The organism is Paenibacillus bovis (genome assembly GCF_001421015.2).
Lineage (GTDB): Bacteria > Bacillota > Bacilli > Paenibacillales > Paenibacillaceae > Saccharibacillus > Saccharibacillus bovis.
This window is the reverse complement of the sequence record NZ_CP013023.1, coordinates 4,824,079-4,850,164: the sequence shown is the minus strand read 5'-3', so window position 1 is coordinate 4,850,164 and position 26,086 is coordinate 4,824,079. Positions and strand designations below refer to the sequence as shown.

Here is a 26,086-nt window from a genome sequence, read left to right as displayed (position 1 = left end):
TGTTTATTTCAATATAGCATAAGCTTACTGGATAATCAGGTGAAATTTCCCTCTAATGGGTATGAGCATTGGAGTGGTAGCAAGCATGCAAAAGCCTGTATCTATCTCACCAGCAGCTCCGATGCTGTCTGCTGGATATCTGATGATGAATCTCTTAGAATAGAAGAGACTGGAGGGAACGGTATGAATCTGGAAAATAAAGTGATATTGATAACGGGTGCATCCAGCGGTTTGGGTGCAGGAGTAGCGCCGCTGCTGCTGGAGCAGGGAGCAATCCCGATATTGACTGCGCGCTCCGAAGACAAGCTGGTTCAGCTATCGCGGGGACTTAACGGTCCGCATGAGATTATACGGATGGATGTACAGAGTGCCGAGGAAATTGAGCAGGCGGTTCGGCAGGTAATGGACAAGTACGGCCGGATTGATATTCTGCTCAACAATGCAGGCTATGGTCAGTTCAAAAGTATTCAGGAAATGGAACTGGAAGAGTACAGCGAAATGATGGATGTGAATTATATGGGCATCGTTCGCTGTACCCGGGCTGTACTGCCGTATATGCTGGCAGCAGGCAGCGGACAGATCGTCAATGTGGCTTCGCTGGCCGGCAAATTTGCGACAGCCAAATCGACAGCCTACACGGCGACCAAGCATGCAGTTCTCGGCTTTACCAACTCGTTGCGTCAGGAACTGCGCGGTACAGGTATCACAGTTTCTTCCATCAATCCGGGACCGATCAGTACCGCCTTTTTTGAGCGGGCCGATCCTTCTGGCGAGTATGTGCGCAATGTGAGCGGATTTATGCTGCCGCCCGGTCGCGTATGCCGGGAAATCGTACGTGTAATGCGCAAAAAGAAAGAAGAATCGGATCTGCCGGGCATTGCCGCTTTTGGACTACGGCTGTATACGCTTTGTCCACGGCTTGTGGACCGGCTCACCTACCGCTTTTTTGACCGTAAATAACAGCTGTTGATGAAATGCATATTGCAGTGCGGATTTGTACCAAATGCTGATATAATGATAAGGTATGGTGCTCTGTAAGGATTCTGGCTGTGTCCGTTGATTTGCATACACTTTAACTTGAACGATAAAGGATGAAACCCATGGAATCAAAATTGAATTTTCTCGAGCTGGGCATGGAAGAAGTATTTAACGATGCACTGACTCGATATGGTATTACAACGCCTTCTCCGGTACAGGAGGAGACCATTCCGCTGATGCTGGCAGGTCGGGATATTATCGCCCAGTCCCAAACCGGCAGCGGCAAGACGCTGGCTTATTTGCTGCCGATTTTGCAGAAGATCGATCCGCAGCGCAAGCAGATGCAGGCGCTGATTCTGGCGCCTACGCAGGAGCTGGCTATGCAGATTGTCCGCGAAAGCGAACGTTACGGCGAGGAGTGCGGTATTACGACGCTGGGACTGATCGGAGGCGCAGCAATCAAGCGTCAGGTCGAGAAACTGAAACGTCATCCGCATATTGCGGTAGGTACACCTGGACGTATCAACGAACTGATCAATATGCGCAAACTGAAAATGCACGAAGTAAATACGATTGTTGTCGATGAAGTCGATCAGGTACTGGGATTGGGCGGCGGTGCCGATGTGCAGCGTATTATCAAAAGCGCGCGTCGTGATCGTCAACTCGTCTTCCTGTCCGCAACCGTTAATGACCAGATTCGCAGTGTCGCCCAGCGGGATATGCAGGACCCGGCTGTTGTCGGTATCGAGCCGGAGCGTCATACCGCATCTGCGATTGAACATGTATACTTTGTGACCGAAGAGCGCAACAAGGTGGATACGCTGCGCCGCGTGCTGCGTCATTACAAGGCTCCGCGTTCGATCGTATTCGTGAATACAACGGAATTGATCGCCGAAATCGAATCCAAGCTCGATTATATGGGCTTCAAAGTACGCGCGATTTACGGGGATGCAGACAAAGTTACCCGCAGTACCGTACTGTCCCAGTTCCGTTCCGGCAAAGTGGAGGTACTGGTCGCGACAGATGTAGCCGCGCGCGGACTGGATATTGAAGACCTGAATCTGGTAGTGAGTCTGGACCCGGCATTTGACGCCGAGTTCTATGTACACCGCAGCGGACGTACCGGCCGTATGGGCAAAAAAGGCGTAGCTGCTTCGATCGTTACCGATCGCGAACGCTTTATTATGCGCAAATTTGCCGAGACGCTGAATATCGATCTGCAGGAGCAGGTGCTCGAATCTGGTCATGTCATAAGCACGGATGAAGTCAAACGTCCGGTTCGCAAGCCGGCAGCATCCCGCCCGGCGAAAACAGCTCCGGCTGGACAGCCGAATGAAGCAGTGGAGCAGACATCCGTACAGCCTGTACGTACAACGCCATCGGAAAATAAAGCCAAACCATCTACTGGCGGTAAGCCGGCAGCTGGCCGAAATGGCGCTGTATCCAAAAAAGAGGGCAGAACCAAAACAAGAAAAGCCGATCAAAAAAGCAAGGGAGCACCAAAATGGCTAAAAGCCAAACGTGAAGCTTCCCAGGATGAAAAGTGAGGTTATAAATAATGGAACAGGTATCTGTACTTAACGTTGACCGTCTAACCGGCGGTTACAGTCATGGCAAGCCTGTCCTGCACGATATCAGCTTTGAAGTTGGCCGTGGTGAGATGATCGGATTGATCGGCCTGAATGGTGCAGGCAAGAGTACAACAATGAAGCATATCCTTGGACTGATGACACCGCAGGGTGGAGAAGTTCAGATTCAGGGCTCTACACTGGCAGCAGATACCCAGCAGTACCGGGCTTCGCTGGCTTTTGTACCGGAATCGCCGCAGCTGTACGAAGAAATGACAGTGCGCGAGCATCTGGAATTCACTGCCCGTGCCTATAATGTCAGTCCCGAAGATTACGAGCAGCGCTCCCGCCGGCTCATTCAGCTGTTTAATATGGGAGACAAAGAAGACAGCCTGTCGATGCATCTATCTAAAGGGATGAAGCAAAAGGTAATGATTATGTGTGCCTTCGTAGCAGCACCGCCGCTGTACATTATCGATGAGCCTTTTCTCGGTCTCGACCCGCTCGGTATTCGTTCGCTGCTGGACTTTATGGTGGAAACGAAGCAAAATGGTTCTTCTATTCTGCTGAGCTCGCATATCCTGTCGACGATCGAGAATTATTGTGACCGGTTTATCGTACTGCACAAAGGACGTGTTATCGTTCAGGGCACACTGGAGCAGATCCGTGAGCAGACGGGTCAGCAGGGAGTACCACTGGAGCAGATCTTCTATGATCTGGTTCAGGACTCCAAATGGACGGTCAGCGATGAGTGATCTGCTGCGACTGCGCCAGCAGCGCAGAGCGGACTTCTGGTCCAGAATACTTCCATATACACAGTATGTGATACAGAGCGGTCTGGCGGTTGTAACCCTGTTTCTGCTCATCGCTTTTGCCGCCTGGTATACGACATTTTTGCAAAAGCTGCCGCCGGGTCTGCCAGTCTACTGGATCATGCTGATTCTGCTGACTCCGTTGACGGTATATGGTACGGTTCGGACGTATATGCGTCCTGCAGATGTGGTCTTTATGCTGCCGATGGAGAAACGGATGCATGAATATTTTGCTCCGGGTTGGCGTGGTGCAGTGATTGGCAAGTATATCTGGCTGCTGCTGCTGACGCTGATTGTCTGGCCATTCTATATCCGGGCTGCTGCTGACGCTAAGCCGCTCCTGCTGACACTTGTCCTGTTGCTGCTGCTCAAAATAGTGAGTAATTATGGCAGCTGGCAGGAGCTGCGTATTAACGGAGATACTGTTCGTGTTATCTACCGGCTGCTCCGATACGTAGCTGTGATTGCGCTGCTGGCTGCCTATTTGTGGTTGCCGCTGTGGACCGGCACAATCGTGCTGGTTTTGGGTGCGGCTGTGTATTATGGACTGCTGCGTTTGCCGGGCAAAGCACAGGTTCCCTGGGAACGTCTGATTGCTGCCGAGAAGAATCATGCTACAGCCGTTATGCGTATGCTGGGCTGGTTCGTGGATGTGCCGACCGGAGAACGGAAAATTAACCGCCGCCGCTGGCTGTCCTTTGCCGGTAACCGGGTGCCCTGGAAGCAGGAGCGGGCTTTTCGCTTTTTGGTCTCCAAAACGCTGGTGCGCAGTGAACTGCTGCCTACGTTGATCCGGTTTGTACTGTTCGGTATGCTGCTGGTGCTGCTGACCCGTGAATCGTGGTTTGGCGTCGCTGTGTATCTGCTGTTTATTTTGCTGGCAGGGATGCAGATGACCAGTCTGCGCAAGCAGCATACCGACACGTTATGGCTGTCTATTTATCCGCTGCCGCCGACTTCACAGCGGCTGGAGACTGTCGGCCTGATTACGCAGGTACAGCTGCTGATTGCTATCCTGATCTGGATTCCGCTGGCAACAGCTGGTGATCCGGTACGAATCGTCTGGACACTGGCGGCAGGTCTGGTCATGGTCTGGCTGTACCGCAGCTCACTGAATCGCAAATGGCTGCGTGATCTGGCGGCTGACGATGAGCTGTAGACAAAGTAATGGATTATTGATTGTCGATTATGAGTATATAAAACAAGTATAGCTGGATATACCGGGTTGGACATTTCCAATCCGGTCTTTTCTATCCGCTGAATGTCCGGATCATCAACTGGCAGCAGCGGCCAAAACAGAAGAGACAGGCGGTGCATGAACATTGGAGCATATAATAGACAGTCAGGTAGACAGCCTGCAGACGCTGGCCGAGATGATCAGTGAAGTGATGGGCAGTCCGGTGACGATTGAGGATGAAGGTCATCGGCTGCTTGCTTACAGTACGCACGATCCCAGTACCGATCCGGCGCGTATCGCTACGATTGTCGGACGCAAGGTACCGGAGCATGTGCAGCGCGCTCTGTATGAATCCGGAGCGATGCAGCGTCTGCTGGACAGTGAAGAACCTCAGCATATCCGCGAGCTTAGTGAGGTGGGACTGCGCAGCAGGATGGCGATTTCGGTACGGCATTACGATGAGGTGATCGGCTATATCTGGCTGCTGGAAAATGACGGCTCTTATACAACAGCCCAGCTGCAGCAGTTCAAGCGAGGCGCACAAATCGCAGCTTCCAAAATGATGCAACAGCAGCAACGTCAGCAAAAAATGGAGCTGCTGCGCCGGCTCCTGAACGGACGTTTTCAATCCGAACAGGAGGCTGCGCAGCAATCACGGGAAGCGGGAGTAGAGCTGCCTGTCTCGGGATATGTACTGATTATGGAGCAGGCTGGACAGCCCGATACAAGCAGTTGGTACGATAAAGTTGTTCAGGCGTCTGGCGAATATGCAGTCAAAGTCCACCTGCAGCTGCTGGAGCCCAATCGGCTGATTCTGCTATGCGGGATAAAAAGTGTATTTCAATCCGACAGCTCTGCCGAACTGTCTGCGCGTATCCGCATGATCATTACCCGGCTGCGTCTGCTGCTGCCTGTCGACGGTATTTGTTATGCCGCAGGCGAGGGATTCGGTTCTGCCCTGCATATTCAGCGCAGCTACCGGCAGGCCAGAGAACTGATTACACTGCACCAGCATTTGCCGGAGACACACCATATCCACTATTATCCGGATGCCGGTTTCTATCGGTATCTGAATGCTATGCAGCGCGAAGCCGAGCAGTTCCCGGTGAGTTGGGGACCGATTGAGCGACTGGCAGCGTATGACCGGGAGCATAACAGCAATCTGCTGCAGACGCTGGCTGTATTCCTGGACCATGACAGTGATGCCAAGCAGGCAGCAGCCCAGCTGCATGTGCATACCAATACACTCAACTATCGTCTGCGGCGTATTGCCGAGGTCGGGCATGTGAATCTGGACAGTATGGCCGAGAAAGTGACTTTGTATCTGGAGCTCAAGCTGCTATGGTTTGAGGGAGACAGCTGATAGGCAGATTCTACTGCTTTGTATCTTTGTAACTACTTTGCATCTTCATAACTATAGCTTTATAAGGTATCCTGCATTTACCTTATAATTAGCAAATAACCTGACAAACTGGGTTGGGGAAAATAAAAAAGATGCTGAATAGAGCAATAGATATTAGGAAAAGAGTAAATTTGAAAATAAAAGGTTCAATCTTGTGTTATGAATAGTAACGCAAAATTGAACCTTTTTGTGTTTTTACACAATTCCAATTGTTAAAATTTGGGGAACTGGACGATTACATGCTATTTTTTGTGTCTTATAATGAGTATACGAAATGGCACGTCATCTGAAGGAGGAACAAGCATGAGAATTGGAATCCCCAAAGAGATCAAAAACAATGAGAATCGTGTAGCGATTACACCGGCAGGTGTGACTACACTGACTGCAGCTGGACATGAGGTATATGTAGAAACCCAGGCCGGTAAAGGAAGCGGGTTCACCGATTCTGCCTATGAGCAGTCAGGAGCGACCATCATCCAGCAGGCCGCCGAAGTCTGGTCGACAGCCGAGATGATTCTCAAGGTCAAAGAGCCATTGCCGTCGGAGTATGGTTATTTCCGGGAAGGACTGATCCTGTTTACGTATCTGCATCTGGCAGCAGCTCCCGAATTGGCAGCAGCCCTGATCGAGAAAAAAGTGATCGGGATTGCCTATGAGACGGTAGAAGTGAATCGGACTCTGCCGCTGCTGACACCAATGAGTGAAGTGGCTGGACGTATGGCTGTGCAGATCGGTGCGCAGTTCCTGGAACGACCTCATGGAGGCAAAGGGATTCTGCTCAGCGGTGTGCCTGGAGTCAAAAAAGGAAGAGTAACGATTATCGGTGGCGGTGTAGTGGGTACGAATGCAGCCCGGGTAGCAATCGGTATGGGTGCTGAAGTGACCATGATTGATCTGAGCGCAGATCGTTTGCGTCAGCTGGAAGAAATATTTGGTCATTCGATTCAGACGCTGATGTCCAATCCATACAATATCGCCGAAGCGGTAGCCAGCTCGGATCTGGTGATTGGCGCGGTGCTGATTCCGGGAGCCAAGGCGCCCAAGCTGGTAACCGAAGAGATGGTAAAACAAATGGAAGCGCATTCTGTTATTGTCGATGTGGCAGTGGATCAGGGAGGTATCGTGGAGACGGTGGATCGGATTACTACTCATAACGAGCCAACCTACGAAAAACATAATGTACTGCATTATGCAGTTGCCAACATGCCAGGTGCTGTACCGAGAACATCCACAATGGCACTGACCAACGCAACAATGCCTTATGTTATGCAAATTGCCAACCGTGGACTGCGCGAAGCCCTGCTTAATAATCCGGCACTCCAGCTGGGAGTAAATACGGCTGCCGGTGCGATGACCTATGCGGCTGTAGCCCGCGATCTGGGCTATGAATATGTATCGGTAGATGAAGCGCTCAAAAAGACTTTTACAGCAACCAGCTAACTGGTTGGCATACTCTCTATTAGAGCAGTAAATCAGAAAGTAGTACGGAAAGTCAGTACAAACTATATTACGATCGAAAAATATACAATCGAAAAAGCTGTAAAAGCTAATCAAGGTGCGTAAATATACAGCTCTGGATGTCTACTTTCTCTCATGCATGATAAGTATGAGAAGGGGGCGGACGCCGGAGCTGTATTTTTTTATTTGGAAGAGAAAACGAAAAAATAAAGGATCTGCAAAGAAAAAGTAAAGTATAAATAGTATATGTAATATATATGTCACTTAATTTTTATTTAAGTATAAATAAATGTTAATTTATATAACACAAAATTGCTTATAAATTTTAAGTACAACCTACAAAAAACAATGTAATCCTACATTATATAAGATTATTATTTATTAAATATGCATGAAAATTTAATTTATACATAAAATAAAGATTAAAACGAACAATTTTAAATATATAAAATAAATAATTCGGCTTAATGAAATATTATTTTATAATATATTCCAAAATATGACTAATAATATCAAAATTTCTGATTGCCCGATGTATATAATCTATGTATACTTTAAATAAGTTATCGTACCACATAATGTTATATAAACTTACATCAAAAGGGGGATTCAGTAGTATGAAAGGGAGATGGAATGGTATAGTAGCCGCAGTCCTCGCAGTGGGCTTGCTGGCAGGATGCGGTAATGGTGGAAGTACGACGACAACCGGTGCATCTTCCGGTGGAAGCAGTGGCAGTGCTGGTGGCAAAGTCATCAAGATTGCAACACAATCTCCATTATCCGGAGGCAGTTCGATTCAGGGGGAAGCGATCCGACTGGGTGCTCAGATGTCGATGGAGGATCACAAAGAAGACTTTAGCAAACTGGGTTATTCGCTAGAGCTGGTTCCCTACGATGATCAGGGTGATCCCAAAAAAGGCGTAGCCAATGCCGAACAGATTGGTGCCGATCAGGCAGTACTCGGTGTAATCGGCCATCTGAACTCCGGCGTATCGATTCCATCTTCGGTTGTTTATGAAAAGTACAATATTCCGATGATCTCCCCGGCGAGTACAGCGACCGAATTTACCGACCGCAAGCTAAAAGTAGCCAACCGTGTCGTCGCACGGGATGATTTTCAGGGACCGGCAGCAGCGGAATATGCAGTGAAAACCGTTGGAGCCAAAAAAATATTCGTTATCCAGGATAAAACAGCATACGGCCAAGGATTGGCGGAAGCGTTCCGCGACAAGGCACAGGAGCTGGGAGCGACTATTGCCGGTTATGAAGGGATTACCGTAGGGGAAAAAGACTTTAACGGCGTACTGAATATCGCGGCAACCCAGAATCCGGACTTTATTTTCTTCGGCGGTCTGTATGCCGAAGGTGGTCTGATTATCAAGCAGGCGCGGGATAAAGGTATTACTGCTCCGATCATGGGCGGCGATGCACTGGATTCTTCCGGACTGGTCGAGATTGCCGGTGCCGATGTCAAAGGCTCGCTGTACAGCTCGGTAGCTGGTGAAATCGCCAAAATGGAAGGCGGCACCGATTGGGCAGCCCGCTACCAGAAGGAATTTAGCAAAGTACCGGAAGGGTACTCCGCTTATGCCTATGATTCCATGACCATCATGCTGGATGCGATCAAGAAGACACTGGATAGCAGCGGCGGCGAGATGCCATCCCGTGAGACCGTTCGCGATGCAGTGCGGGCAACCAAGGATTTCAAAGGAATTGCTACCGAAGTCAGCTTTGACGACAAAGGGGATAACTCTTTTGCGAAAGTATACATTTACGAGTTCGCCGGTGATACGTATCCAGGCAAACTGGTATCCGAAGTCAGTCAATAATTGAAGCACAAATTGCAGCACATGAACATGCGGCCAAGAGGGATGTGCAGATTGACGGCATACCTCTTGGCTCTTGTTTTATGGCGATAGAAAGGGGTGCGTTCATGTTCGCAAGTATTTTACAAACACTGCCACAGGTACTGATCGATGGACTGGCGCTGGGGGCTATCTATGCAGTAGTAGCGCTCGGTTATACGATGGTATACGGCATACTGGAACTGATTAACTTTGCGCACGGAGAGATTTTTATGACCGGAGCTTTTGCCGGTACATCGGTACTGCTGCTGTTCCAGTCCATGGGCTGGCTGGGCAGTCTGCCTGCCTGGTTCTCGTATGTGCTGATTATTTTTATCGCGATGATGGTGACCGGAGCGCTCGGTGTAGGGATCGAACGTGTCGCTTATCGGCCGCTGCGCAAAGCACCCAAGCTGATCTCGCTGATCTCGGCCTTTGGGGTTTCTTTTGTACTGCAGGATCTGGTACGTTTTATCGCTGAACTGAAAACCGGCAATTATATCATTAGCGTACCGCAGCTATTCGACGGACGCTTTACCCTGGGGTTCTCGTCCATGACGGCCATGTTCGGCAATGCAACAGTGAAGACGAATACGATCTTTATTTTTATTGTGGCGATTGTACTGATGATTGGACTGGATATTTTCGTTAACCGGACCAAATGGGGCGGTGCGATGCGGGCAGTGGCACAGGATCGGGAGACGGCTTCGCTAATGTCGATCAATGTGAACAAGGTGATCCTGCTAACCTTTTTTATCGGTTCGGCGCTCGGTGGATCGACCGGTGTGTTGTTTGCGCAGCAGTACGGCACAATCGATCCGTATATCGGCTTTATTTTGGGGCTCAAAGCCTTTACAGCAGCAGTGCTGGGCGGTATCGGTAATATCCGCGGCGCAATGTTCGGCGGTGTCGTGATCGGCGTGCTGGAAATGTTCGCTTCCGCGAACCTGGGCATTATGACTGGCGGCAATTTTGGCGCGGAGTACAAGGATGTATTTGCCTTTGCGATTCTGATCGTTGTATTGATCTTCAAACCAGAGGGCTTGTTTGGCAGAGCCGTCAAAGAGAAAGTGTAGGTGGCCTCAATGAGCAAATTGGACAATATGCGCATTACCCTGCGGGAAAACAAGCTGGCGCAAATCGTGCTGCTGGTGCTGTTTACACTCGTCACGGCAGCAGCAGTGTATCTGATGGAGCGCTCGGTCACAGCATTTTTGCTGCTGCTGGCTTCTCTGCTGCTGCTCTACTATACGTCCTTTACCAATGGAATCAAATGGATCATTGCCCTGGTCCTGCTGCTGGTCGTTATTCCCTTCGCTTCCTCCGGCGGTACATCGTATGACTCTTATATGGAAGTGGCAACCCAGTGCGGAATCTATGTGGCGATGGCATTGGGACTGAATATTGTGGTCGGCTTTGCCGGTCTGCTGGATATGGGATTTGTCGCCTTTTTTGCAGTCGGTGCGTATACGTACGGTATCTTTGCTACGGATCAGGCGAATAATTTTATCTCGGGCGATCTGTTTCCACTCTCCGGCGGCACGTTCTGGATCTTTATTCTGATTGGCGGATTTATGGCTGGCATCTTCGGGATTCTGCTTGGTCTGCCCGTGCTGCGGGTCAAAGGGGATTATCTAGCTATCGTGACGCTGGGATTTGGAGAGATTATCCGCATTATTTTCAATAACTTGGAGAAGCCGGTCAATATTACGAATGGAGCGATGGGACTGTCTTCGATCCAGCCGCCGGATCTGTTCGGTTTTGATTTTACATTTCCGCACCAATATTATTTTATCGTTATTGCGATTTTGCTGGTCGTGATCTTTGCTGTAAGGCGGCTGGAGCATTCCCGGTTGGGGCGCTCCTGGAAAGCGGTACGGGAAAATGAGATTGCTGCCCAATCGATGGGGATTCCGCTCATTCGCACCAAGCTGATTGCGTTCGCAATCGGAGCTTCCTTTTCCGGGATGATGGGTGTAGTGTTCGCCGCCAAGCAGACTTTTATCGATCCGACGAGCTTCACGCTGATCGAGTCGACGACGATCCTCGTTATGGTCGTACTGGGCGGGATGGGTAGTGTGCCAGGTGTTATTCTCGGCGCCAGTCTGGTAACGATACTCAATCTGCAGGTGCTAACCGAATTGACCAATTGGCTGAATCAGCTGTCGATGCAGGGGATTATTGAGGTACCCAATGCGCTGTCACCGTCCAAAATGCAGCGGTTTATCTTCGGTATGATTCTGATCCTGGTCGCGATCTTCCGTCCCAATGGTCTGATTGCCGCCAAAAATCGCAAAATTCCCAAGGAGGTGGTGACAGGTGGTCCACATCAACATCATAAAGTACCTGCGACTCCCATCAGCGCCAAAGCGAATCCCGAATAAAATGCTATGGAGAGCAGCCTGTGATCATCTGACGGCTGCTCTGTTGAATCGGTATACACCTGTACAAATGGTTCCGATAACCGGAGATAACAGGGAGCCGGACATATACACCGGGCCCAGCCAATCCCGCCTATGAGGAGGAGACAGTCATGAGTATTCTAAAAGTAAACCGGCTCACCAAGCGTTTCGGCGGACTGACTGCGGTTAGTGGTGTGGATTTTGCATTTCCAAAGGGACAAATCTCTGCCGTTATCGGTCCGAATGGAGCAGGCAAAACGACCTTTTTTAATATGATTACCGGTATTTATGTGCCGGATGAGGGACAGATTGAGCTGGACGGGGAATCGATTGTCAATGTGAAGCCCGACCGGATTACCGGCAAAGGCATCGCCCGTACTTTTCAAAATATCCGTCTGTTCGGCAGTATGACTGTGCTGGAGAATGTGCAGGTAGGTATGCATATTCATCTGAAAACAGGTGTGATCGGTACACTGCTCAATCTGCCCAGAGTACGGCATGAAGAACATACCTCGCAGCAGGAAGCGTATCGTCTGCTAGAGTATGTCGGGCTGGAGGAATGGTACAATGCCGAAGCGAGCAGTCTGTCATACGGAGCGCAGCGCCGGCTGGAGATCGCCCGTGCTCTGGCTGCCCGGCCCAAGGTGCTGCTGCTCGACGAGCCGGCTGCCGGGATGAATCCGAGGGAAACGGTAGACCTGACCTCGCTGATTCGCCGTATTCAGGAGAAGCTGAATATCTCCATTATTCTGATCGAACATGATATGAAACTCGTGATGGAGCTGTCACATCATATTCTGGTGCTGGATCATGGCGTCAAAATCGCCGAGGGCGATCCACAGGATATCCGTTCCAATCCCAAGGTAATCGAAGCTTATCTAGGTAAAAGTGCCGTCGAGGAAGGAGTGGTGGTCGAATGAGTCTGCTGCAGCTCAAGCAGGTGGAGGCATATTACGGTGCGATTCAGGCACTGCGCGGTGTGACGATTGATGTGAATGAAGGTGAAATCGTGACGCTGATCGGCTCCAATGGAGCAGGTAAATCGACCACGCTCAAGTCGATCTGCGGCCAGGTGAAGATTCGTGGAGAAGTGTGGTTTAACGGCAAAAATATCTCTGACCAACCGCCGCATGTTACCGCGCAGAGTGGCATCGCCCATGTCCCAGAGGGACGGCGCATTTTCCCGCGACTGACGGTTAAGGAGAATCTGGAAATGGGTGCATTCTCGGTTAAAAGCAAAAGCCTGATCCGGGAACGTATCGAGAAGTCTTTTGCCTATTTCCCGAGGCTCAAGGAACGTTATCATCAGGTAGGCGGTACGATGAGCGGCGGCGAACAGCAGATGCTGGCCATCGCCCGCGGTCTGATGATGGGTCCGCGTATTATTTTGCTGGATGAACCGTCGATGGGACTTGCACCGGTGATCGTGGATCAGATTTTCGAGATTATCCAGGAATTGAATGAATCAGGCATGACGATTTTGCTGGTGGAACAGAATGCTTATCAGGCACTGCAGATTGCCCACCGAGGGTACGTGATCCAGACAGGAGAGATCATTCTGCAGGATAATGCAGCAGAGCTGCTCAAGAATGATCAGGTCAAGGAAGCATATCTGGCGTAGAAGTATGACATAGCAAAGTCTGAAATATCATTAGTCTGTTCCACCTAGTCTATATCGAAGACATGTATTTCGTTATCCTAAGCAGGCGATAGATTTATCGATAGACTTACTGAAATCAAAAAACCAGCATCGGGATGAGCCCATGCTGGTTTTTTGGATGAAGCCTGTTTATTTTAGTTGCTGTAGCGCTGCATTTAGTTCCTGTAGAACAGTGATCTTGTCCTGTACAGCAGCGGCTTGCGGTAGAGCATTTTTGTGATCCAGAGCGGTCTGCAACCCGGTCGTATCCTGTCCGGCAGCTGGTTGTGCCAGCACACTTTGAGCGCGAATTGCAGCTTGATTCAACCAGGTATCCAGATTGGGTACATCCACGTACACGTTTTTTTGGATAGTGGTATCACCGAGACGGAGAGAAACGGTCACTTTATACGGTGCAGTATACGGACTGCCGTTATACTGGAGCAGTTGCAGACCTTTGCCCGTATCCGCAGTGGAGAGATATACATCATTGGTGACCGAAAACTCGTTATCTGTATCCGCATCGATAGCAGACAACAGTTCTACAGAGGAGACGGTTCTGGTGATACCATCAGCTGGTTGCTTATCTGTCAGGGTAATTTCTTGATTCAGCTTTGTATCATATGGCAGCACGATATCATCGGGAATAAGATCGGCTTCCTGTTCCAGCTTAGCTTGATCCGAATCAGCAGTTGGAATCGGCAGATACTTGGAGACTGGTGCTGCATTCAAGAGCAGATTACGATCCGTAAAGCTCAGCTGTCCATCAGCTATATTCATGTCAAATACATGCCAGTACGGCTCGTTGCCGTCACCTGCAGGTATCAGGTACGTCTTGATTGGCGTCGGAGACTGACCATCATAGACTTTAACACGGGCAGACGAATGACGTAGAGTAGCCGTACTGCCTAAATGTAATTGACTGATATTGTCTACATAAAATGTATATGTGCCTGGTGTACGTTTGCGGATCGTTAGAGCTTCTGGGCCATAACCCTGTATAGCATCGTAATTCAGTTCAGCATATACTTCACTATTGTAGATATATTGTTGTTCAGATGAATCCGTTTGAAATCCGAATCCGTCCGGAGTAGGTCCGAGCAGATGCACATCTTCGTCTTGCGGGAACTCATCCCAGGTCAGTACAATGTGAACCTGGTCTTTATCCGCCTGCTGGATGATAACTCCATTTTCGGTATCATTCAGGATGCCTGTTAATGAGACGCCAGTCATGTAAGATGTAAGGAATCCATCCTTTTGCATCTCTCCGGTATATATACCAGGTGGAAGCTGAACGGTATAGTTGCCATCCATACCGGTGGTTACTGTTGCTTCTACCGGTCCGGTCATTATGCCTACGCCTCGACGGAACATTATTTTTACTCCATTCACCGGCTCACCTTGAGTGTCGGTAATTACGCCGATAAAACCACTGATTTGTACACTGCCCTGGAACGTACGCGTAAGACGGGAAAAGTCTGCTACAGGGGCTATTTTGACCTGCAGTACTTTGCCATTATAATGCAGTAGCTTAAGTGGATCGAAGTGCACAGTACGCGTCACGCTGTCATAGCTGATCGAGCGCAAGTTGATAGGCACACCGTCCAGTGTAGCTGTAATATTCATATCGCTGAGGAACAGCACATCGCCCGCCTGAGGAGGCAGAACGGCCTGACCATTCTTGACATCCAGATGCTGGATCTGCGGCGGAGCCGTGACATCTGTGTTCGGAGTTGGCTTCGTCTCGTTTACAGGCGTTGTGGTCTCATTATGATTGGATTCTTTTTTCTTGGTATTGGTTGGGGTCAGTGGAAGTCCTACCGTATTGCCGCCTACGCGGGCAGTAATGCCATTATCTATACTCGTCTGCATCACCCGCGGCGTAATTGTGACTCCTTCAGCGCGAATATAAGCATGCTCGACCGTACCATTGCCGCCGATCGTTGCCGGGGCATTCAAGGTAGCGGATTGAATAGACGAGCTACTGGTCGTATCCACCCGGTTGCCTGTCGTACCGGAAGCGACAGCCAGACTATCGATTGAACCTGATATCAGCTGCACGTCAAGTGATGAAGCGGCGATATCGACTGCATCGAACCGTCCATTCATGGTCACTCTGGCACCGGTCGGCAGTAGGGAAGACATAACGACATTGTTAAATCCGCTGGCACCAGCGTTCGTTTTCTCTTCCAGAATGGCACCGGATTGAAGAACAGTCTGCTGAATCACAGTTGAACCACTGGTTTCTATGCGAACATCGCCATCTTTTTTGTTAATGACCATAGTAGCCAGATTGGAATCTTTGACATGGATACTGTGGCTGCCGCCGCCATTGACGGTTGTTGTTCCTTTGACCGTCACATGATCGAGCAGTGCATCTCCTTCGCCAATTCCCTGGCCAAGCAGCAGATCACCCTCGATGACCATATTACGCAGTGTGCTGCCAGCGGCATTGAGCTGTACATTGCCGGATATCTGCTGTTGTCCAGATGCCGGTCCGTAGACTCCAGCTGTATTATAGACTGTCGCTGCAGCACCGGTAGACTGAAGTGAACGATTCAGTACGGTGACGGCTTCGGCACGAGTCGTTGTGTCTTTGGGACGGAATCCTTTTTCATCGCCATTCATCAGTCCGTTATCGATCACGGCACCGATCGAGCCTTTGCTCCAGGAAGGGCTGTTGGCTGTATCTTTCATTCGACTGGCCGAGCCGGATGATTTTAATTTTTTGATAGAGGTCAGAATAACCGCCAGCTCCTGACGGGTAACTTGCTGCTCCGGATGGAAGGTGGAATCTTTGTATCCTTCCATATAACCTTGCGCTTTGGCCATAGCGATATCGTTATAGTACCAATCGGATGGTTGTACATCGCGATAATGAATGGGTACGGATGAAGTGAATCCGAATGATTTGTTGATCAGTGCAGCCAGCTGCGAACGGGTTACACTCTGATCCGGCTGTAGACTGCCATCCTGGAAGCCGCTAATATAGCCTTTGTTTTGCCAATCGATAAGAACATTTTTGGCCCAGTGATGCTGGATATCAGTCGCATTGACTGACTGTGCGCTGACTGGATCAGCTCCTGTGAGTCCGGCAGTCGGCAGCAGAATGGCTGTGCTCAGCAGCAGGATGGCCCACGGCCGAATTTTCGTCGTTAACATTCCTTAAGTCCCCCAATAAACCACAAATTTAAGCTTTATACCTAATCCCAATATAGTCTTAAAAACCTAATATTATCTCTTTTCTTTACAAAAATAGGCATATTGATCCATATTACTACAACTTTATTCTTTTGGGAAATGAATTTTCCTGTAATGGAATTGTATGGATAGGAAATAAGGCGGCTATTAATCCAAGGAACGCCAAAAAGCAGGCTCCGATCCATGACCGGAGCCTGCTATTATTTATGGATCTTATAATGATCAAAAAGAATTGCTGGTTAATAAAGAACTAACCGTCAGCTTGTTTGTTACGCCTGCTGCACATCCAGTACAGCCTGATGGATCAGATCGTACAGATCTTCAAGGTATTGCTCTTCAATACAGGAGAAAGCAACCCGCAGATCATGCTCACCCAGAGCAATTGTGCCGACTTCGTACTGGCTCAGCAAGCGCTGGCGTACATCTTCCGCCGATACATTTTTGAGCTTCAGGCACATAAAGTAGCCGGAGTTAAACGGATAGTATTCCCATACATCGCCGTATTTGCCGCTGTCGAGCAGCTGTTTGACTTTGTTGGCACGGCCTTTCATTACCTGGAATTTTTCGGCTTTTTGCGCTTCGAATTCAGGGGAGCGTAGAGCGTTCAGTACAAAGGTCTGGGATGGATGTGCACCGCTGGAAATGGTGGCACGGATAATACCCAGTGTTTTTTGCTCCAATGCTGTCAGCGCCGTAGCTGAAGAGGAACCATACGTAATAAATCCAACGCGGAATCCCCAAACATATTCTTCCTTGGTCGCGCCGTCGATCTTGATCGGCAGAATGCGCGGATGCAGATTATTCAGTTCGCCAAACAGGGATTCCTGCATGGAATCTTCGAAGAACAGTCCAAAGTAGGCATCATCCGTTACTACGACTACATTGATCCCGGCCAGTGCCGCTTCGTTGATGGCAGCTACGATCCGGTGACCGTCTTCGACGCTTGGTGTGTATCCGGTCGGGTTGTTTGGGAAGTTCAGGACGACAATTGCTTTGCCGCGGTCTTTTTGTTCCAGTAATGCATCGCGCAGACCATCGCTGTTGAAGCTCATATCTTCGGTGAACAATGGATAATTGATGATCTGTGCCCCGCGGCGGATACCGAAGGTCAGTTCGTAATTTTCCCAGTTCTTGTCCGGATAGATGATCGCGTCACCCTCATCGGCGAACAGATCGGCTACGATGCTCAGACCATGGGTCAGTGCATTGGTTACGATCGGATTGCCGAATTGTTGATCGGCCAGAGATGGATTGTCCTTGATCATTTTCTCGCGCCATGCGCTGCGCAGCTCGGGTTTGCCGGCTGGCGGAGCATACGGATACAGATCTTTCGGCTGAAAAGCGGATAAGGAATCCTGAATGACTTTCAGATGCATTGGTCCACCATTTTCGGTAGCGATACCGATCGTAGCATTGTATTTTTTGGCCTGGCTTGAAGCTTCTGCCGATTGGCTCAATATGCCTTCTTTGGGGAAATACATTTCTTTGCCGAGCGTGGACAGCATGTCGTAAATATAGGGACTGTCCTCTTTCAGGTTCTCATTCAATTGTTCTGCCAGTGGGTTCATCTTGTTCATCCTTCCGGGTCTGTTTAGAAGATATCAACCAGGCGAATCTGCTGCATATTCCGTCTGATTTCGCTGCCTCATAGTATATCATTGTTCACATTATGGTGTCACTGTGCAACCGGAGGATTTTGAATGAATAGATGTGAACGTCGTATGAAGAATGTCTTGTACGGACCAGATAGGAATGCTGTCGTAAGCCGATCAGATAGGCAGGTTGGCGTATGGTAAAATAGGTCAGCAGGATACTTCTATAGAAAGAGAGTGAATTCATGCACTATCAGTCCATCAAAGTAGTATGTATATCTGGAAGCCTGCGTGAACCAGGCAGCTGCTTTTTATATAATAGATACAAAGCAGAAAGCAAAAGCACAAAGTAGGAAGAAGAAAGTAGGAAACTGGATACTGGAAGCTGGTTCTACCCCCACCTAAAAAAGCTGCTCTGCCGGAGTGTGGACTACAGATCCTGATCGTCTGCTGTATTCTTGCCGGTCGCTCCACTTGCTGACTGATGATACGGACAGTATTTTTCCATCATTTCCAGAGTGGACAGATCGTCAGCAGATCCGCGCTGCTGCAGGCCGCTTATGATCTGTTCGCGTTCCTCACCCCGGACATTCTGGCCGAACTTGAATTTGGCCGTCCATTCGTCCGGGATAATCTTGATCAGCGCGACTCCCTTGAGGCGAGGGATATAACGGGGATCTTCGATAGTAATGGGATCATAGCCGCCTTCCGGCTGCAGTTTTTGCATAAAGATGCCGAGTGCCATCGCTTTTTCCTCAAGATCCGTGACGACCTCGGCATGACCCCGCACTGTTACACTTTTGAAAAAGGCGGTAGCCGGACAGGCCATTTCTTCATCGGTAAAATAAGATGGGATCAATGCGTACTCCCTGGCTGCCGAAAAAGTGACCTTGTTATCCTCCCGGAGCAGCTGCATTTTCTCCCCGGCGCGGCTGCCATGCATGTAAAATACTCCATTGCCGTATGCAAAATTAAGCGGAATCACCCGCGGCCATCCATCCTCGCTAGTGAGTCCAAGAAAGCCAAAACTGACTTCACCGAGAAATTGTTCAAATTCCTGCTGCTCGTCTACTGTAAATTCTTTTCTTCTCATTGTTAAATTCTCTCCCTTATCTCCTGTTTGGATGATTGACGTTCCGAGGTAATCAGCTTATGCTGAAAATTGACAGGCGAAAAGAGCCAATACAGGTACAATGGTATAGTCCGATTTTAATGAATTAACGTATAGAAGTATAAAAGGGAAAATAGTTCCTATGTGTGACTTCTTGTGCATCTCTCTGTACAGATAGGTTCAATGTATACGCTATTCGTAAGCAATTAGCCTGAGTTACATTCAATTGTCCAATATGATCAGCTGGAAAGGAGACAGGCACGATATGGATATCACTATTGCGTATCAGCGCGCTCTGCAGCAGCATCCATACAAATACATAGCGCTGTATTATGCACTGCGTGAAAATATTCTAAATGGATCGCTGCAGCCGGGAATGAGACTGCCCTCCACGCGTGAGCTGGCAGCGAGTTATGGTGTCTCCCGGGGGAGCGCAGCCGAAGCCTATGATCTGCTGCTGGCTGAAGGATATACCGAATCGGCTGTAGGCAGAGGCACCTATGTCGCCCGGCAGCTCACCAGTCTGCCGGTGATTCAGCACAGCACAAAAAAGGAGCAACCGGATCCGAAGCGCTCTGCTGCTGTATCTACCGCCGATCCGTCCAATAGCTATCGTACGTTATCCCGCTGGGGTAACCGTCTGTTGGAGATGGATCAACGGCAGCCTGCCGAATCACCAGCTGCTGATGATCCAGCCAACCTCCCGATCACACCATTGCAGAGACCTGCAACAATGATTTCTTTTGCTCCCCGTGAGATTCTGCTGGAGGGTCGCTCACTGACCGACTGGAGAAGTGCAATGACCGGTGCTGCGAGAGATTTACAGCAGCCGGTCCACAGTTCCGGACAGCGAGAAGAAGCCGGCGGTGATCTGCTGCTGCGCGAAGCGATCTGCAGTCATCTGGGACGTACGCGCGGTATCGCTGCCCAGCCGGAACAGATCGTATTATGCAGCGGCTCGATGGAAGCGATTGTGCTGCTCTGTCAGCTGCTCATTAATGAGGGAGAGCCTGTTATTCTGGAAGATCCGTGTTATCCCGGTATCTCCCGTGCGATTACAGCCTGCGGTGGACAGGTATGTCCGGCACCGCTGGATCGGCAGGGCATTATTCCGCAGGATTGGGATTCCCGCCTGCTGTTCGTTACACCAGGCCGCCAGTTTCCTACCGGAGTCGTCCTGCCGCTGCCCAGACGACAACAGCTGCTCCAGTGGGCAGAGCATCGGCAGGCGTGGATCGTCGAGGATGATTATGACAGTGAATTTCGCTGGGAAGGCCGCCCGGTAGAGCCGCTCAAGGCGCTGGATACAACAGACAGCGTGATCTATGTCGGTTCCTTTTCCAAAAGTATGTTCTCCAGCCTGCGGCTTGGTTATGCGATTATGCCTCCGGGACTGGCGCAAGCGCTTATAGCAGCCAAGCGCCTGTATGATCCGCTGCCTTCTTCCCGGCTGGAGCAGCGTGCACTGGCCCGCTTTATTATGCGAGGGGATTATATGCGTCATCTGCGCCGAATGACCCGACTGTACAGGGGACGTCATGCCATGTTTCGTGAACAGGTCGAACAGCAGCTACGGGGAGTATTTTCCTGGATGCCGGTCGGCTCGGGACTGCATGTGTACGGAGTATGGCAGCATGATCGCGAATCGTATGCACAATTCCGGCAGATCGCAGCAGGCTGCGGAGTCCGCTGGCGGGATGCTGCCGATTACCAGCTTACCGAAGGTACGCCTGCAGGCTGCTTCAGTTTTGCCCATCTGGAGGAAGAGCAGATTATAGAAGGAATCCGGCGTCTGCGGAATGCATGGAACACGCTGCAATCGACAAAATTTCATTAATTAGGTAACCTACCATTGACGAATACGAACTTTTTGCGCAATATAAGCCCATAGCCATTTAATATGACACAGCGGTATAGTTGAGATTCGAGAGATGCCTAGATAGAGGAATTGGAGAAGGAGGAACACCATGCTTGAATTATCGCCTGCTTCATTTATATTGAAGCCCGCCTTTGCCAAAATTTTCTGTGAACCGGAGTGGCGCTGGCCCAAACGGGAAAAGCCCATGCCCAATTATGATCTGTTCTATGTATGGAGTGGAGAAGGCGAATTGATCCTGAACGGAGAGCCTTATGCGATCAGCAAGGGAAGCTGCTTTGTATTTCGTCCGGGAGATGAGACGACGGCTACGCATAATCCGCAAAAGCCGCTGGTGCTGACCTATATTCATTTTGATGTAGATGCACCGGTCAGCCGCATCCCTGCACGCTACCGGGTGCTGGAGGAGACGATTGATTTCGAATATATGCTGGTCCGGTATGTACGGCTGCTGCTGGAACAGGCTTTTGCCGCTGAAGAGGAGGCGCGTCTGATTCTGAAGCAGCTCATGATCCATCTGCTGCGCGACGAACAGCACAAACCGGCTCCTCGCAAAGTAAGCAATCAGCTGAACGAGACGATTCAGGAAGTCGCGAATTATATCCGCCAGCACCCAAGCCTTGCGCACCGGGTGGAAGATCTGGCTTCACGGGCAGGATTGTCACCGCGCTACTTTTCGATCAAGTTCAAGGAACTGATGGGCGTATCTGTGCAATCGTATATCATACGGATGCGGATCGAGCGGGCAGAGCATCTGCTCGTCTATACGGGGATGAATGTAACCGAGGTGGCAGATGCGCTGGGATACCGTGATATTTTCTTTTTCAGCCGTCAGTTCAAGCAGTACACCGGCAAAAGTCCTTCCGAGATTCGCTAGCACGAGCGATGATTCCCGAACTGCTGTAAAGTTGCTCCGGGATGGCAAACTGCATTACAATAAAAGGAAGCATGACGATAAACGCCCCGATCCGTTGTTTGTTTCATTCGAAAACACGCGGGGTAAATACTGCTCATGTATATTGTAAGCATGAGGTAAACTTCTGTAAGCGGTTCTATCGTGAAGCAGCAGATACCATGCCATAGAGAGGGGGCCTTCACAATGCGTTTGAGAAGACGGGGGCGTAACAATAGTTCATCCAAGTTCAGCAGCAAAGTCTTCCGTAACCGTCTGCGTCGATTCGAGACTGCAGCACAACGGGCAGCCGAAGCCTGGTTCTAATCCAACTTATACTTAAGCAGGATGTATTTATATATAGGACAACCAAACAAAGCAGCAGCCCCGCCGAAGGTAACAATCGGACGGGGCTGCTGCTTTGTATCATTTATAATCTATCTGTCTTTGATCATTCTGTAGAATTTTCGCCTATAGCGATTGATCGCCGTATTAAGAAGGATCGATCAGACGACGATAAGGACGGGTCGCTTCCATATCCATCAGCGTGCCCAGCTTCTCACCCATTTTGACCCGGCTGCCGATATGCAGCATCTCGTCCGGGGTAAAGGTACCCTGCTGGATCAACAGCACAATCGTTGAGCCAAATTCAAAATAAGCGAGTTCATCGCCTTTGTTCCACGAGGTACGTGTCTCGTCGGCATAGCGGATACTGCTGACATTCAGCGCGCCGACCTTCACGACCGCCACTTCTCCATAATGATGCTGCATGTAGGTGATCTGACGCTCATTACGGCTCAGAACTGCGCGCATATTGAGCATACTTTTGTCATTAACCGGATAGACTTTGCCCGGAATATGATCCCGCTCGGTCTGCTTGCCGGTGACCGGAGCATGAATCCGGTGATAATCGGTCGGACTCAGGTAAAGCACGAACATATATCCATCACGGTAAGTCTCCATCCGCGGAGAGTGATTCAGCAGTTCTTCGAGGCTGTAGTCCTGGCCTTTGACCTGCGGAATCAGACCGTCCTGCAGTGGTCCCATAGCGGTGATCAGCGCATCGACCGGGCTGGTCAGCGACATCGGGTCCGCATCAACAGGACGTGCACCTGGACGGAGCCGTCGGGTGAAGAATTCATTTAATGTATGATAATCGTTGACGCTTTTCTCGGCGTCTTCTGCCGGAATGCGATAGGCCTGAATAAATTTCGGGATTAACGCGCGGCTGGCCCGTGATTTAGCAAAGCTGCCTGTCAGCCGGGATACCCATTTGCGTGAGGATAACTCGGTCATCAGGCGGAACAGTGAATTGGCCATGATAGTAATGTACCCCTTTCCAAATTAAGGAAAAATAATGCGATCATTTGTTTGCTTCGTTATATTGACACAGATAGAATTCAAAATCAACGCCTAAATCGGAACGTCCGGCACCACCTGTCCAAACATGATAAGATACAGGTAGGAGTGCAGACCATTCATGCATTGAATCAGGAGTTCCCTGTTTAAGGCATTATAAAATATATAAACAAGAGATTATTGTATACTTTTTGGCTGCAAATGTCACTCATCAGGTTAAGGTCATATCATGCGTAAAGGAGGAATAACAATGACTACATTCGGTTTAATCCGTCATGGAAGCACCATATGGAACAAAGAGGGCCGTGCACAGGGAAGTTCGGATATTCCGCTTAATGAAGACGGCTGGAATCAGGCTCGCCAGCTCGGTGAACGCATCGCTGGCGAATCATGGGATCGTATCTATGCCAGTGATCTGATTCGTGCGCGCCAGACTGCCCAGGCAATCGCCGAAGCATCGCAGCTGCCGGTCAGCTATGATCCACGTCTGCGGGAACTGGATGGCGGCCAGATTGAAGGTACTACACAGGCAGAGCGAATCGAACGCTGGGGAGAGCAGTGGAAGCAGCTGGATCTGGGATTGGAGACACCGGAGTCAGGTGCGGCACGCGGTATCAGCTGTCTGCAGGAACTGGGGCAAAAGTATCCCGGCGAGCGCATTCTGATCGTTAGCCATGGTGTACTGCTCAACCATGTGCTGAACGCAATTCTCAAGGAAGAACCGAAATGGCATACGCTGGAAAATATGTCGATTACCGTTGTACGCTGTGATGAACAAAATGCCTGGGAATGCGAATTGTACAACTGTGTCCGCCATCTGCTACCATATGAAGCAGAACAGCAGCAATAAACCAATCATCTTATAGGTCATGCTGCGGGGGAGATGAAAACAGTGCAATTGAAGTGGTTGGAGTGGGCCAAGCAGATTCAGGCAATCAGTCAGGCGGGGCTGGAATATTCCAGGGATGTGTATGATCTGGAGCGATTTGAGCAGCTGCGGGAGCTGAGCCTGGAGATTATGCAGCAGTACACGGATGTAGAGATTGAGCTGATTCGCGAATTATTTGCAGGAGAGACCGGTTATGCGACACCCAAAGTGGATATCCGCGCGGTTGTTTTTCAGAATGATCGTATTCTGATGGTGCGCGAGAAGCTGGATGGGGCATGGGCTTTACCGGGAGGATGGGCAGATATCGGACTGTCGCCCAAAGAGATCGCTGTCAAAGAGGTCAAGGAAGAGTCCGGCTATGATGTTCGCGCCGGTCGTCTGCTGGGCGTAGTGGACAAGAAGTTCCATCCGCACCCTCCTTCACCATGGCATGTATACAAATTTTTTATCGAATGCGAGCTGATCGGCGGTACAGCAGCAGTAGATACGACCGAGACGATGGAGGTCGGATTTTTTGCCGAGAATGAATTGCCACCGCTGTCGGTAGAGCGTAATACAGAGCAGCAGATCCGTACCGCATTTCAATATCTGCGCCAGCCGGATCTGCCAGTATTCTGCGATTAATACCGAGTCATCGGATTACAGAATAACAAGAGGCAGCTGCGTTTATTGCAGCCACAGAATCAGTACCGGCAGTACCAGCATAGAGGACAATGTCGTCCACAAAATGCAGCGTGATACGAGCCGGGGGGCTGCTCCGAACTGTTCTGCCAGAATAACGGCATTAACCGCTGTAGGCATGGATGTGAGAATCAGCAGTACATCAAACAGATTGCCCTTCACGCCAATCAGTGTGAGCAGCAGCCAGGATAACAAAGGTGCGGCAGCCAGCCGGATCGTCATGCCTGCCCAGAAGGCACGCTGTGATGGTCGGGCGGCTGCCGTTTCGTTGTTTCGAGAGCCGACATTGATCATCTGGGCGCCAAGAACCACGAGTGCAACCGGCGAATAGGCGGCGGCCAGCATGGCAAATCCCTGATCCAGCGAAGCAGGCAAGGTCATTTCCGACAGCCGCAGCAGCACCGCGATTACAGTAGCATACACTGCTGGCAGACGGAAAATAGAAGCAAAAGCCTGTCGGGCCGAGAAATGCGAACGGGCTGCAAAAAATACGCCAACCGTATTCACAATAACCATTTGCCCGATCACGTAGACGGAAGCCTTGTCCAGACCGAGCTGACCAAAAGCCAGAAATACAAGGGGCAGCCCATAATTGACGCTATTGGTAAAAGTAGCGATCAGCGTCAAGCCTGCCTTTTCCTGTGGATTCAGATGCAGAATTCTGCTGACAACAACCGCTATCAGCCACAGCGCAACCAGTGTCAGCAGAGAAAAGGTAACCGTAGAACTCACATCCTGCCACGAAATCTCCGCATGCAGCAGCGTATTGAATACAATCGATGGCGTAAGTATATACAGAGAGAGTGTAGCCAGCGGCTTGGTATCCAGCCCACGGAATCGACGCAGCAGAATGCCGCCTACCACAGGAAGAGAAATCGGAAGAAAAACCTGGTACAACGTAGACAGTAAATGCATCAGCATAACAGTTATCCTTTCGGCAGCGATATAATAACAGACAGGCAGCAGATAGCAGAACAGATATTTTGCTCCCTGGTGGAATCCTGTAATCGAGTATGGAACTGTTATCAATGTAAGCCTGCACCGGTCTATCGTCAAATATCCGATTCCTATTCATTTATAGGATTAATCTATTAGTGAATATCAACTTATTGGTTTTGTTCTATTGGAGGTAGTTAGTAAGTCTATTAACCGAAAAGAAAGCGCCGGCAGCAGCGAGCGCTTGATCATGTTCGTATTCCATATAA

General features: G+C 49.8%; 20 protein-coding genes. 15 read left to right on the top strand and 5 right to left on the bottom strand.

Annotated features, from left to right (window positions below):
- Positions 1 to 183: 183 nt before the first annotated feature.
- From AR543_RS20625 to AR543_RS20575, 11 genes are all read left to right on the top strand, one after another.
- On the top strand, positions 184 to 960 hold the full coding sequence (locus AR543_RS20625; protein WP_060536230.1) for an SDR family NAD(P)-dependent oxidoreductase: 777 nt from the start codon (positions 184 to 186) through the stop codon (positions 958 to 960).
- 140 nt (positions 961 to 1,100) lie between these two features.
- Positions 1,101 to 2,525, top strand: coding sequence for a DEAD/DEAH box helicase (locus tag AR543_RS20620; RefSeq protein WP_060536229.1), 1,425 nt, complete (start codon positions 1,101 to 1,103; stop codon positions 2,523 to 2,525).
- A gap of 11 nt (positions 2,526 to 2,536) precedes the next feature.
- The gene (locus AR543_RS20615; RefSeq protein WP_060536228.1) at positions 2,537 to 3,301 is read left to right on the top strand and encodes an ABC transporter ATP-binding protein; all 765 of its coding nucleotides are present in this window, start codon (positions 2,537 to 2,539) and stop codon (positions 3,299 to 3,301) included.
- Complete coding sequence (locus AR543_RS20610; RefSeq protein ID WP_082472298.1) at positions 3,258 to 4,517, top strand: ABC transporter permease; 1,260 nt, start codon at positions 3,258 to 3,260, stop codon at positions 4,515 to 4,517. Before AR543_RS20615 ends, AR543_RS20610 begins: the two co-directional genes overlap by 44 nt.
- A gap of 163 nt (positions 4,518 to 4,680) precedes the next feature.
- On the top strand, positions 4,681 to 5,898 hold the full coding sequence (locus AR543_RS20605; protein ID WP_060536226.1) for a PucR family transcriptional regulator: 1,218 nt from the start codon (positions 4,681 to 4,683) through the stop codon (positions 5,896 to 5,898).
- 342 nt (positions 5,899 to 6,240) lie between these two features.
- Complete coding sequence (ald, locus tag AR543_RS20600) at positions 6,241 to 7,377, top strand: alanine dehydrogenase (RefSeq protein WP_060536225.1); 1,137 nt, start codon at positions 6,241 to 6,243, stop codon at positions 7,375 to 7,377.
- A gap of 635 nt (positions 7,378 to 8,012) precedes the next feature.
- Entirely contained in the window at positions 8,013 to 9,224 is a 1,212-nt protein-coding gene (locus tag AR543_RS20595; RefSeq protein WP_060536224.1) for a branched-chain amino acid ABC transporter substrate-binding protein, read from the top strand.
- A 104-nt stretch (positions 9,225 to 9,328) separates the two neighbouring features.
- Positions 9,329 to 10,315 (top strand): branched-chain amino acid ABC transporter permease, encoded by a 987-nt coding sequence (locus tag AR543_RS20590; protein WP_060536223.1) that lies wholly within the window; start codon positions 9,329 to 9,331, stop codon positions 10,313 to 10,315.
- A 9-nt stretch (positions 10,316 to 10,324) separates the two neighbouring features.
- The gene (locus AR543_RS20585) at positions 10,325 to 11,623 is read left to right on the top strand and encodes a branched-chain amino acid ABC transporter permease (protein WP_060536222.1); all 1,299 of its coding nucleotides are present in this window, start codon (positions 10,325 to 10,327) and stop codon (positions 11,621 to 11,623) included.
- Positions 11,624 to 11,772: 149 nt separating this feature from the next.
- Entirely contained in the window at positions 11,773 to 12,561 is a 789-nt protein-coding gene (locus AR543_RS20580; protein ID WP_060536221.1) for an ABC transporter ATP-binding protein, read from the top strand.
- Positions 12,558 to 13,262, top strand: coding sequence for an ABC transporter ATP-binding protein (locus AR543_RS20575; RefSeq protein ID WP_060536220.1), 705 nt, complete (start codon positions 12,558 to 12,560; stop codon positions 13,260 to 13,262). Before AR543_RS20580 ends, AR543_RS20575 begins: the two co-directional genes overlap by 4 nt.
- Positions 13,263 to 13,430: 168 nt before the next feature.
- Here the strand turns inward: AR543_RS20575 and AR543_RS20570 are convergent, their stop codons facing one another.
- The 3 genes from AR543_RS20570 to AR543_RS20555 all read right to left on the bottom strand — a co-directional run bounded on the left by AR543_RS20570 (position 13,431) and on the right by AR543_RS20555 (position 19,166).
- Positions 13,431 to 16,442 (bottom strand): S-layer homology domain-containing protein, encoded by a 3,012-nt coding sequence (locus AR543_RS20570; RefSeq protein ID WP_060536219.1) that lies wholly within the window; start codon positions 16,440 to 16,442, stop codon positions 13,431 to 13,433.
- A gap of 308 nt (positions 16,443 to 16,750) precedes the next feature.
- Entirely contained in the window at positions 16,751 to 18,049 is a 1,299-nt protein-coding gene (locus AR543_RS20560; RefSeq protein WP_060536217.1) for an aminotransferase class I/II-fold pyridoxal phosphate-dependent enzyme, read from the bottom strand.
- A 454-nt stretch (positions 18,050 to 18,503) separates the two neighbouring features.
- Positions 18,504 to 19,166 carry a pyridoxamine 5'-phosphate oxidase family protein gene (locus AR543_RS20555; protein WP_060536216.1) on the bottom strand — a complete coding sequence of 221 codons (663 nt, stop codon included), beginning with the start codon at positions 19,164 to 19,166 and terminating at the stop codon, positions 18,504 to 18,506.
- Between the two features lie 283 nt (positions 19,167 to 19,449).
- On the opposite strand from AR543_RS20555, the gene pdxR reads away from it, so the two are divergent.
- Together pdxR and AR543_RS20545 are read left to right on the top strand one after the other, a co-directional pair.
- Complete coding sequence (gene pdxR, locus AR543_RS20550; RefSeq protein ID WP_060536215.1) at positions 19,450 to 21,021, top strand: MocR-like pyridoxine biosynthesis transcription factor PdxR; 1,572 nt, start codon at positions 19,450 to 19,452, stop codon at positions 21,019 to 21,021.
- Between the two features lie 130 nt (positions 21,022 to 21,151).
- Positions 21,152 to 21,937 carry a helix-turn-helix domain-containing protein gene (locus AR543_RS20545; RefSeq protein WP_060536214.1) on the top strand — a complete coding sequence of 262 codons (786 nt, stop codon included), beginning with the start codon at positions 21,152 to 21,154 and terminating at the stop codon, positions 21,935 to 21,937.
- 507 nt (positions 21,938 to 22,444) lie between these two features.
- Here AR543_RS20545 and asd read toward each other — a convergent pair.
- Positions 22,445 to 23,272 (bottom strand): archaetidylserine decarboxylase, encoded by an 828-nt coding sequence (gene asd / locus AR543_RS20540; RefSeq protein WP_060536213.1) that lies wholly within the window; start codon positions 23,270 to 23,272, stop codon positions 22,445 to 22,447.
- Between the two features lie 289 nt (positions 23,273 to 23,561).
- On the opposite strand from asd, the gene AR543_RS20535 reads away from it, so the two are divergent.
- Both AR543_RS20535 and AR543_RS20530 read left to right on the top strand, forming a co-directional pair.
- A complete protein-coding gene (locus AR543_RS20535) occupies positions 23,562 to 24,161 on the top strand; it encodes a histidine phosphatase family protein (protein WP_060536212.1) in 600 nt (199 codons plus the stop codon).
- A 42-nt stretch (positions 24,162 to 24,203) separates the two neighbouring features.
- Positions 24,204 to 24,824 (top strand): NUDIX hydrolase, encoded by a 621-nt coding sequence (locus AR543_RS20530; protein ID WP_060536211.1) that lies wholly within the window; start codon positions 24,204 to 24,206, stop codon positions 24,822 to 24,824.
- Between the two features lie 42 nt (positions 24,825 to 24,866).
- Here AR543_RS20530 and AR543_RS20525 read toward each other — a convergent pair whose 3' ends face one another.
- Complete coding sequence (locus AR543_RS20525; RefSeq protein WP_060536210.1) at positions 24,867 to 25,802, bottom strand: AEC family transporter; 936 nt, start codon at positions 25,800 to 25,802, stop codon at positions 24,867 to 24,869.
- Positions 25,803 to 26,086 lie beyond the last annotated feature (284 nt).

What these genes read in the sequence shown, in the direction of transcription:
- AR543_RS20625 (WP_060536230.1), top strand. Translation starts at nt 184, where the DNA reads ATGAATCTGGAAAATAAAGTGATATTGATAACGGGTGCATCCAGCGGT.
- AR543_RS20620 (WP_060536229.1), top strand. Translation starts at nt 1,101, where the DNA reads ATGGAATCAAAATTGAATTTTCTCGAGCTGGGCATGGAAGAAGTATTT.
- AR543_RS20615 (WP_060536228.1), top strand. Translation starts at nt 2,537, where the DNA reads ATGGAACAGGTATCTGTACTTAACGTTGACCGTCTAACCGGCGGTTAC.
- AR543_RS20610 (WP_082472298.1), top strand. Translation starts at nt 3,258, where the DNA reads ATGATCTGGTTCAGGACTCCAAATGGACGGTCAGCGATGAGTGATCTG.
- ald (WP_060536225.1), top strand. Translation starts at nt 6,241, where the DNA reads ATGAGAATTGGAATCCCCAAAGAGATCAAAAACAATGAGAATCGTGTA.
- AR543_RS20595 (WP_060536224.1), top strand. Translation starts at nt 8,013, where the DNA reads ATGAAAGGGAGATGGAATGGTATAGTAGCCGCAGTCCTCGCAGTGGGC.
- AR543_RS20590 (WP_060536223.1), top strand. Translation starts at nt 9,329, where the DNA reads ATGTTCGCAAGTATTTTACAAACACTGCCACAGGTACTGATCGATGGA.
- AR543_RS20585 (WP_060536222.1), top strand. Translation starts at nt 10,325, where the DNA reads ATGAGCAAATTGGACAATATGCGCATTACCCTGCGGGAAAACAAGCTG.
- AR543_RS20580 (WP_060536221.1), top strand. Translation starts at nt 11,773, where the DNA reads ATGAGTATTCTAAAAGTAAACCGGCTCACCAAGCGTTTCGGCGGACTG.
- AR543_RS20575 (WP_060536220.1), top strand. Translation starts at nt 12,558, where the DNA reads ATGAGTCTGCTGCAGCTCAAGCAGGTGGAGGCATATTACGGTGCGATT.
- AR543_RS20570 (WP_060536219.1), bottom strand. Translation starts at nt 16,442, where the DNA reads ATGTTAACGACGAAAATTCGGCCGTGGGCCATCCTGCTGCTGAGCACA.
- AR543_RS20560 (WP_060536217.1), bottom strand. Translation starts at nt 18,049, where the DNA reads ATGAACCCACTGGCAGAACAATTGAATGAGAACCTGAAAGAGGACAGT.
- AR543_RS20555 (WP_060536216.1), bottom strand. Translation starts at nt 19,166, where the DNA reads ATGAGAAGAAAAGAATTTACAGTAGACGAGCAGCAGGAATTTGAACAA.
- pdxR (WP_060536215.1), top strand. Translation starts at nt 19,450, where the DNA reads ATGGATATCACTATTGCGTATCAGCGCGCTCTGCAGCAGCATCCATAC.
- AR543_RS20545 (WP_060536214.1), top strand. Translation starts at nt 21,152, where the DNA reads ATGCTTGAATTATCGCCTGCTTCATTTATATTGAAGCCCGCCTTTGCC.
- asd (WP_060536213.1), bottom strand. Translation starts at nt 23,272, where the DNA reads ATGGCCAATTCACTGTTCCGCCTGATGACCGAGTTATCCTCACGCAAA.
- AR543_RS20535 (WP_060536212.1), top strand. Translation starts at nt 23,562, where the DNA reads ATGACTACATTCGGTTTAATCCGTCATGGAAGCACCATATGGAACAAA.
- AR543_RS20525 (WP_060536210.1), bottom strand. Translation starts at nt 25,802, where the DNA reads ATGCTGATGCATTTACTGTCTACGTTGTACCAGGTTTTTCTTCCGATT.